The 8,758-nt window shown below is 64.6% G+C and carries 8 protein-coding genes; 2 read left to right on the top strand and 6 right to left on the bottom strand.

Going from position 1 to position 8,758, the window contains the following annotated elements; translation table 11 throughout:
- The 6 genes from F6X39_RS35320 to F6X39_RS35295 form a co-directional block, all read right to left on the bottom strand.
- The coding region (locus F6X39_RS35320) for a Na+/H+ antiporter subunit G (protein ID WP_187620038.1) at positions 1–362 on the bottom strand (362 nt) is incomplete at its 3' end.
- A gap of 8 nt (positions 363–370) precedes the next feature.
- The gene (locus tag F6X39_RS35315) at positions 371–646 is read right to left on the bottom strand and encodes a K+/H+ antiporter subunit F (protein WP_187620037.1); all 276 of its coding nucleotides are present in this window, start codon (positions 644–646) and stop codon (positions 371–373) included.
- Positions 640–1,134, bottom strand: a complete 495-nt coding sequence (locus F6X39_RS35310; RefSeq protein ID WP_184032634.1) for a Na+/H+ antiporter subunit E — start codon at positions 1,132–1,134, stop codon at positions 640–642. The genes F6X39_RS35315 and F6X39_RS35310 overlap by 7 nt, the downstream gene beginning before the upstream one ends.
- 2 nt (positions 1,135–1,136) lie before the next feature.
- The gene (locus F6X39_RS35305) at positions 1,137–2,918 is read right to left on the bottom strand and encodes a monovalent cation/H+ antiporter subunit D (RefSeq protein WP_187620036.1); all 1,782 of its coding nucleotides are present in this window, start codon (positions 2,916–2,918) and stop codon (positions 1,137–1,139) included.
- Entirely contained in the window at positions 2,915–3,247 is a 333-nt protein-coding gene (locus F6X39_RS35300) for a Na+/H+ antiporter subunit C (protein ID WP_090803875.1), read from the bottom strand. Before F6X39_RS35300 ends, F6X39_RS35305 begins: the two co-directional genes overlap by 4 nt.
- Entirely contained in the window at positions 3,247–6,048 is a 2,802-nt protein-coding gene (locus F6X39_RS35295; RefSeq protein WP_187620035.1) for a monovalent cation/H+ antiporter subunit A, read from the bottom strand. The genes F6X39_RS35300 and F6X39_RS35295 overlap by 1 nt, the downstream gene beginning before the upstream one ends.
- Positions 6,049–6,344: 296 nt before the next feature.
- On the opposite strand from F6X39_RS35295, the gene F6X39_RS35290 reads away from it, so the two are divergent.
- Together F6X39_RS35290 and F6X39_RS35285 are read left to right on the top strand one after the other, a co-directional pair.
- Positions 6,345–7,247: a class I SAM-dependent methyltransferase gene (locus tag F6X39_RS35290; protein WP_187620034.1), complete on the top strand. Its 903-nt coding sequence runs from the start codon at positions 6,345–6,347 to the stop codon at positions 7,245–7,247.
- Between the two features lie 71 nt (positions 7,248–7,318).
- Positions 7,319–8,515 carry a phytanoyl-CoA dioxygenase family protein gene (locus F6X39_RS35285; RefSeq protein ID WP_187620033.1) on the top strand — a complete coding sequence of 399 codons (1,197 nt, stop codon included), beginning with the start codon at positions 7,319–7,321 and terminating at the stop codon, positions 8,513–8,515.
- Positions 8,516–8,758: the final 243 nt, after the last annotated feature.

Below are 8,758 nucleotides of genomic sequence, written 5' to 3'. Positions count from 1 at the left end.
GTATTCCCCCGTTCCGCGCAAGCGCCCGTAACAGGCGGCCGCCCCCGCGTCGCCTCTGACAGCGTCACTCCCTGCTGAATCCCAGCCTTCGCCAGCATATGTGCGCTAATCGGCGCGGTGAGAAACAGAAACGCCGGAATCAGCAACTCATGCAGGCTCGCGAAGTTGTTATGCGCGCTGAAATACACCACCGACGCGAGCACGATGCCGCCCACACCGAGCGTGGTCGACTTGGTCGGACCGTGCAGCCGCATGAAGAAGTCGGGCAGCCGAGCGAGCCCGACCGCCCCGACCAGCGTGAACAGACTGCCGGCCAGCAGCAGCAAACAAACGATCGCTTCGACAAAAGTTTCCATCGGCATACCCCACGCTAGTTGAGTTCGATGATGTCGCCGCGCTGCAGGTACTTGGTGAGCGCGACGGTACCCACGAAACCCATCACGGCAATCAGAAGCGCAACCTCGAAGAGCACCGTCGAGCGCAAGCTGATGCCGTACACGACGATCAACGCGATCGCATTGATGTTGAGCGTGTCGAGCGCGACGATGCGATCGGGCAGCGACGGCCCGCGCACGAGGCGCCACAGCGCGAGCAGGAACGCGATGCCGAGGATCGCGAGCGAGATCGGAATCACGATGGTTAGCATGCGAAGATCTCCATCAAAGGGGCTTCATAACGGGACTTGATGAGCGCGATGAGTGCCGCTTCGTCGCCGAGATCGAGCACGTGCACGGAGAGGCGCGTGCGGTCGTCGCTGAGTTCGGCGCACAGCGTGCCAGGGCTCAGCGAGACCACGCTGATAAGCACCGTGAGCGCGATCTCGTGGGTGCTGTCGAGCGGCACTTCGATGAACGCCGGGCGCATCCGCTGCGTCGGGCCGAGCACGAGCAGCGCGACCTCGACGTTGGCCACGATGATATCGACCAACACATGCCAGGCGAGCAGCACGAGCAGCCACGGTCGGCCGAAGCGCACCGGTCGCAGCCACAAGCCTTCGGCGACGCGAAAAGAGATCGCGTAGCCGAGCGCGGCGCCGAGCAGCAGATTGCCCGGCGAGACGTCGTTCATCAGCAGCACCCAGCAGATGATCAGCAAGACCGCGAGCCACGGGTGGGGGAAGAGCCTTTTCAACATCGTCAGTTCCCCTGTGCATCGGCCGTGGTCGCGGCGGCCGTTGGTGGCGAGGAGCGCGCCGCGGGCAGGATCGCGTGCACGTAGGCGGCGCGATCGAATAGCTGTGTCGCCGTATCGGTGAGATAGTGCCGCACCGCGCCCGCGCCGAGCGTGATGGCCACGACACAGCCGAGCAGGATCGCGCAGGCGGCGAGCTTCGCATTACTGCCACGCGGTGCGCGCTCCTCTTTGCCGGCGGCGGCGCGCGCGGCCGGCGCGGCCCACATCAGGCGCGTGCCCGTGCGGCTCAGCGCGACGATCGAGAGCAGGCTCGAAAGCAGTACGGCCGGCCACAGCACGACTGCCGCGCCGAGCGGCGTGGCGGCCAGCACCATCGCCTTGCCGAGGAACCCGGACAGCGGCGGCAGGCCCGCGGCGCCCACCGCGGCGATCAGATAGAGCAGCGCGGCGAGGTTCGACGGCCACGGTGCATGCGTGCGCGGGACCGCTTCGACCGTAGCTTCGGCTTCGGTGTGAGCCGGTTCCCCGACCAGCGCGGCGAGCGCGCCGGCCGTCTCGACCTGCAGCGGCTGCACCCGCGCCAGCGTCGCCACCGCTTCGCCGTCCGGGTCGGGCGAGATGGCCGCCGCGTCCGCGTCGTCGAGCGCTTCGAGCGAGCCGGGCTCGATCGAATTGGCATCGGCGGAAACGGCGGCATGGGCGGCGTGCGGGGTCGGGACTTGCTCGGGTTCGAGCGTGTCGGCGAGCAGGAACAGCGCGCCAGTGCAGAGCGTCGTGCTGATCAGGTAGTAGAGCAGCGCGCTCCATGCGAGCGGCGTCTGTAGTGCGATCGCCGCGATCAGCAGACCCACCGAAACCAGCACGAGATAGCCCGTCGTGGTCTTGAGACTCGACACCGCCAACGCGCCCAGCGCGCCGAACACGATCGTCGCGATCGCGAGCCACCACGCCCACTGATGCATGAACGCATCGAGCACGCCGCCCGCCGCGCCGAACACGAGCGCGTCGCAGCGCAGCATCGCATAGATGCCGACCTTGGTCATGATCGCGAACAGCGCGGCCACCGGGCCGATGGCGCTGCGGTAGGCCTGCGGCAACCAGAACGACATCGGAAACACGGCGGCCTTGAGGCCGAACACGAGCATCAGCGTCGCGCCCGCGAACTGCGCGAGCGGCAGCGACTCCGGCCCGAGACGCGCCAGACGTTCGCCCATGTCGGCCATGTTGAGCGTGCCCGTGACGCCGTAGAGCACGCCGATCGCGACCAGAAAGAACGACGAACCGACGAGGTTCATCAACAGATAGTGCAGCCCGTTGCGCACCCGTCGCGCGCCGCCACCATGCAGCAGCAGCGCGTACGACGCGATCAGCAGCAGCTCGAAGAACACGAACAGGTTGAAGAGATCGCCCGCGAGGAAGGCGCCGTTCAGGCCCATCAGCTCGAACTGGACCAACGCACGGAAATAGCGGCCGCGCCTCGCGTCCTCGCTCGAGGTGCCGAGCAGGCAGCAGACCGCCAGCACGGCGGTGAGCACCAGCATCAGCGCACCGAGCCGGTCGAGTTCCAGCACGATGCCGAACGGCGCGGGCCATGCGCCGAGCGCGTAGCTGGCGATCTCGCCTTGCGCGGCGCGCGCCATCAGCAGGCACGCGACGGGCAGCAGCGCGATGACGGCGAGCGCGTTCAGCGCGCGTTGCAGGCGTTTCGCGCGCGGCGGCAGCACGACGATGACGCCCGCGGAAAAGAGCGGAATCAGGATCGGGAGCAGGAGAACGTGGTTCATTCGACGGGCGTCTCCTCGTCATTGACGTGATCGTTGCCCGTGATCGAAAACGAGCGCAGCGCGAGCACCACGGTGAAGGCCGTCATTGCGAAGCCGATCACGATGGCCGTCAGCACGAGCGCTTGCGGCACCGGATCGACGTATTGCGCCCCCGCCGCGATGACCGCTGGCTTGCCGATCGCAAGCCGGCCCATGCCGAGCAGGAACAGGTTGATCGCATACGAGAACAGCGTGATGCCGAGAATCACCGGCAACACGCGTGCGCACAGCAGCAGGTAGATGCCGCACGCGCAAAGCACGCCGATTGCGATGGCAAAGGCGGCTTCCATCAGCTTTTCTCCACGGACTGCATGTCCTTGTCGCGTACGCCGAGGTGCGAGACGATCGTGAGCGTCGTGCCGACCACCGCGCCCGTTACGCCGAGATCGAACAGCATCGCCGTGGACAGTTCGATCTCTCCGATCAGCGGCACGTGCAGGTGCCCGAACGCACTGGTCAAAAACGGCTGGCCGAACGCGAGACTGCCGAGCCCCGTGGCCGCGGCGATCAGAATGCCGAAGCCCGCAAGCGCGCGGTAGTTGAGGTGGATGCGCGACTCGGTCCACAGCACCCCGCTCGCGACGTACTGCAGCAACAACGCGATCGAGAGGATCAGCGACGCGATGAAGCCGCCGCCTGGCAGGTTGTGGCCGCGCAGGAACACGAACACGGCGACGAGCACGGTGAGCGGCAGCATCAGCCGCGCGAGGATCGCGAGCATCAGCGGATGCGATTGCGACGACCATGGCCGGCCATCCGGCCCCGCATCGGGCGACTTCAGGCGCAGCCCGCGCAGCAGCGCCTTGACGGCGAGCCCCGCGACCACGAGCACGCTGATTTCGACCATCGTATCGAAGCCGCGGAAATCCACGAGGATCACGTTGACGACGTTGTGGCCGCCGCTGCCGGGCAGCGCATGGGCGAGGAAGTACGGAGCGATGCCTGGCAGCGGCGCGCTCGTCATGATTCTGTACGACACGGCGCCGAGCAGCGCGCCGCCCGCGAGCGCGAGCACGCCGTTGCGCAGCCGGACGGGGAGCGGCTCGACCGCGCGTTGCAGCGCGGGCAGGAAATAGACGGCCAGCACGAGCAGCAGGATCGTGACCAGTTCGACGGAGATCTGCGTGAGCGCGAGATCGGGCGCGGAGAAGCGCACGAAGGCGAGCGACACGAGCAGGCCGCAGGTGCTCAGCATCACGAGCGCGTAAAGGGTGCGCGCACGCACGAGCACCACGCCGACGGCGAGCAACGCCATCAGCACGAGGCCGCCCAGCGTGAACGGATCGGGCGGCAGGCGCGTGTGGCTGCCGCTCCAGGTGTCGAGCGCGACGAGCGGCACGCCCGGCACGATCAGCATCGCCGCGATCATCCATGCGAGGTAGGCCGGCAGCGAGCGCGTCTCGAACAAGCGCACGATCACGCCGGCGCACTGTTCGAGGCGCTGCACGAAGCGGTCGAAGATTTCGCTCGCGTTCAACTCGGTGAGCGCCGTGCGACGGTGGCGGAACGCATTGCGGCGCAGGAAAAAGAGCGCCGCACCCGCCGCGAACGACACCGCGCTCATCACGAGCGGCATATTGACGCCGTGCCAGAGGCTCAGGCTGTAGTCGGGCAGCTTGCCGCCGAGCGTGACCCACGCGGCCGACTCGAGCAGCCTGCCGATGCTTTGCTGCGGGAACAGGCCGATCAGCAGGCACAGCGCCACGAGAATCTCGACCGGCAGCCGCATGAAGCGCGGCGCCTCGTGCGGCGGATAGTGCGGCAGATCGCGCGGCGTCTCGCCGTCGAAAAACACGCCCCAGACGAAACGTAGCGAGTACGCCACGGAGAGCGCCGCCGCCACGATCGCGATGACCGGCACGGCGAGGTTCAGCGGCCCGAACATGCTTTGCGCGAGTGTTTCGCCGAAGAACATTTCCTTCGAGAGAAAACCGTTGAGCAGCGGCACGCCGGCCATCGACAGCGACGCGACGCTCGCGAGCACGGCCGTATGCGGCATGTACCTGCGCAGGCCGCGCAGACGGCCCAGATCGCGCGTGCCGGTTTCGTGATCGACGATGCCCGCGGCCATGAAGAGCGACGCCTTGAACACCGCGTGGTTGACCGTGTGAAAGAGCGCGGCGACAGTCGAGAGCTGCGTGTCGAGGCCGAACAGCAGCACGATCAGGCCGAGATGGCTGATGGTCGAATAGGCGAGCAGGCCCTTCAGATCGCGCTGCAACAACGCCATCCCCGCGCCGCCCACCAGCGTGACGAGCCCGGCCACTGTCACCGTGTAAGCCCACAGGTGGCTACCTTCGAGGACCGGATAGAGACGCGCGAGCAGGAACACGCCGGCCTTCACCATCGTCGCCGAATGCAGATAGGCCGACACGGGTGTAGGCGCCGACATCGCGTGCGGTAGCCAGAAGTGGAAAGGAAACTGCGCCGACTTCGTGAACGCCGCGAACAGCGTGAGCAGCAGAATGGCCGGGTAGAGCGGATCGTGCAGCACCTTGTCATGCTGGGCGAGCACGTCGTTCAGCTCGTAGCTGCCGCATACGTGGCCGAGCAACAGCACGGCCGCAAGCAGCGCGAGACCGCCCGCGCCGGTGATGGTGAGCGCCATGCGTGCGCCGCGCCTTGCGTCGGGCCGCGATGGCCAGAAGCCGATCAGCAGGAACGAGACGAGGCTCGTCAGTTCCCAGAAGATGACGAGCAGCAGCAGGTTGTTCGACAGCACGATGCCGAGCATCGCGCCCATGAAGAGCAGTAGCAGCAGGTACAGACGGGGCAACGAATCGCTGCCGGCGAGGTAGTAGCGTGCGTAGATGAAGACGAGCAGGCCGATCGCGAGTACGAGCAACGCGAACATGAACGACAGCCCATCGAGGCGCAGCGACAGCGCGAGGCCGATGTCGGGCATCCACTCATGGCGCCATTGCAGCACGTCGTGGTCGCCCATGCCCACGCGCTCGCTCAGCAGCAGCGCGCAGCCGAACAGCGCCGTCGCGAACGCGATCCAGGTGCAGAGCGCGGCGGCGCGCGGCCTCGTGAGCGCAATGAGCGCCGCGGCCATGAACGGAAGTAGGACGAGCCACCCCAGTACCATTCGATGCCCTCCGGTAGTTCGAGTGTTAGACGGTGTGGCTGGCCGGTGGGGAGTGGGCCGGCGTGCCGCCAGCCGGGCGGCTGCCCACGGGGCACAATCATAGCCGCAAACAGCCCGGCAGTTCACATCGATACATCAAGCATAAATATACGCACCGCGAAGCGGGCGGCGAGCCCGACTGATGCCCAATCATGCCCATTGATGCGGACGCGCGTTCGATTTAACACCCGTCGCGTGACATGCGGCGCGCTGATGCACCATAATCGGCAAACTTGACGATCAATCGAGGCGCCAAATTGAAAGGAACTGAACTGGATCTGTATGCAACTGAAGAGCCTGGCCACACTTTGGCTTTCAATCTTTTCGATGGCACATGGGTGTCCGATGTGCCGGGCTACGGTTTAGGTATGGCGCCCCATTTCGACGATGGGCGTCTCCACTGGTTCGAGATCATGTGCGGCGGCTTTTCCGGAAAAAGCGTGCTCGAACTCGGACCCATGGAAGGCGGCCATACGTTCATGATGGCCAAAGCCGGCGCTTCACGTGTCCTTGCTATCGAGGCGAATTCGAAGTCCTTTCTCAAATGCCTGCTCGTGCAGAATGCATTGAAGTTCAATGCCGAATTCATGTATGGCGATTTCAGAGAATTGCTGAAAAAACGCGATCAGCGATTCGATCTGATTCTTGCAAGCGGTGTGCTCTATCACATGATGGATCCGGTATCGCTACTGGAAGATATGGCATATGCGTCAGATTCGATCTGCCTCTGGACGCACTATTACGATGCCGAAGTCGCGCGGACGAATGCGAACCTGCAAAGGCACGTCGATCCGACGCCAACCGTCTCGGAGTTTCGCGGACGCGAAGTGCATCTCCACCGACATAGTTATCTCGACAGCATCAACAACGTAAAATTCATCGGCGGGACTGCTCCGCAAGCCAACTGGATGACCCGTGAAAGCCTGATGACGGTCCTCGACGCACTGGGCATGACGGTGATCGTCGGCGTGGACGATCGCGAACAACATCCGGCCGGTCCGTCGATTCTTCTTTACGCTGCTCGCATTCCGCATTTCAACGAGGCGCACTATCTTCAGCGCAACCCTGACGTAGCAGAAGCCGTTGCGCACAAGCACATCAGCTCTGGCGCGGAACACTACATCCGCTATGGCCGTGCGGAAGGGCGCTCGTTCGAGTGATCGACACCGCGCAGCCAGCGTCGTGTTCAAGCCAGTTACCCTAAAACGCGAACCCGGAAAGTTTCCCGAACATGAATACTCTCGAGAATCAGCGCTTTTTCGATAAGCCCGTCGTCGCGGACGTTCCGATCGACAATCAGACCCAGGTCTTCAAATTCGAAAAATTTCCCGCGGCGGGCCCCGTTCCCTGGCTCGATCGACCGGATGCGCTGGAGCGGGTTGCCGAGCTGTTGTCCCAAGGCGTAGTCAGCGAGCAGCAGGCCGAATGGTGCCGCAAATGGGTGAGCGACGGCTACCTGATCATTGAGGGTTTCTTCAAGACGGAACAGCTCGATGCGACGTGGCAAGCCTACGAAAACGCGATTGCCGACGGCACGCTGCGGCCGCCGCCCGAGCCGCTTTTCGAAGGCGATACGCTGCCTGGGCGCACGCTGAATCCGCATTTCAACGTGCCGGCTGTTCGCGAGATGCTGTTCGACGCGCGCATGAACGAGATCGTGAGTCTGCTGCTGGGCGCGAAATCGGCGCCGTTCCAGACGATCGGCGGTCACAAGAGCAGCGAGCAACTCGAGCATTCCGATTCGATTCACATGTCGACCTATCCGAACGGGTATCTGGTCGCGAACTGGATCGCCTTCGAGGATATTCATCCCGACTCCGGGCCGCTCGTTTATCACCCCGGCACGCACAAGCTGCCGTATCTGATGTCGACTGAATTGGGCATGCCGTTCGGTTGCGGGTATTCCGCTTATCACGACATCTACGAACCCGCGATTCAGAAGCTCATCGCTGAACGTTCATCGGGCCCAAAGCATTTCTACCCGAAAAAGGGCGATGTGCTGTTGTGGCATGCGAACCTGCTGCACGGCGGCAGCAAGATGCGCGATCCGGAGCACGTGAGTCGCAAGGCACTGGTTTGCCATTTTTTCGCGGATGGCTGTTTGTGCTATCACGACCTGACCGGCATGCCGTCGAGCCTGACGCCAATCGTCGACTTCGACGGCGAGGCGTACCTCGAGGCCAATCCGGATGTCGCCGCGAGCGGCGGCAATGCATTGCAGCACTACATCTACTACGGTCGATTCGAAGGTCGCCCGTTGAGCAGCACCGAATCGTTTCAACGCAAGGCGCGGCTTGCCCAACTGCCTGACGGTTTCGATCCGAAGCTTTACCTCGAAGCGAATCCCGACGTCGCCGCGGCGGGCGTCGACCCGGTCGATCACTTCGTCGACTTCGGCCGCGCGGAAGGCCGGCCGTTGCGGCCCTGAGTCATGCGTGGCGCCGAAGCAGGCGAAGGCGGCCTGCTTCGGCAAGTTCGCGGAAGGTGCATGTCGAAAACTTTTGTCCGCGTCTCGCGCGCACAGTCACCCGGGTTGACGACCCGCCTGCGCCCAAAGCATGCGTTCGAGCGCGCCCGCCCCGGCACGGGCCGCCCGCCATCACGCCGCCCGTGCCAGCCTCCTTTGTGCATGCCCTCCGGTCTTGCTCTAAACTAGCGCCCGCCCAACCCA

Origin of the sequence: Paraburkholderia sp. UCT2 (assembly GCF_014397665.1) — a bacterium.
Classification (GTDB): Bacteria; Pseudomonadota; Gammaproteobacteria; order Burkholderiales; family Burkholderiaceae; genus Paraburkholderia; species Paraburkholderia tuberum.
Note: the sequence above shows the minus strand (reverse complement) of the source record. Positions and strands in the feature narration are given on the sequence as shown.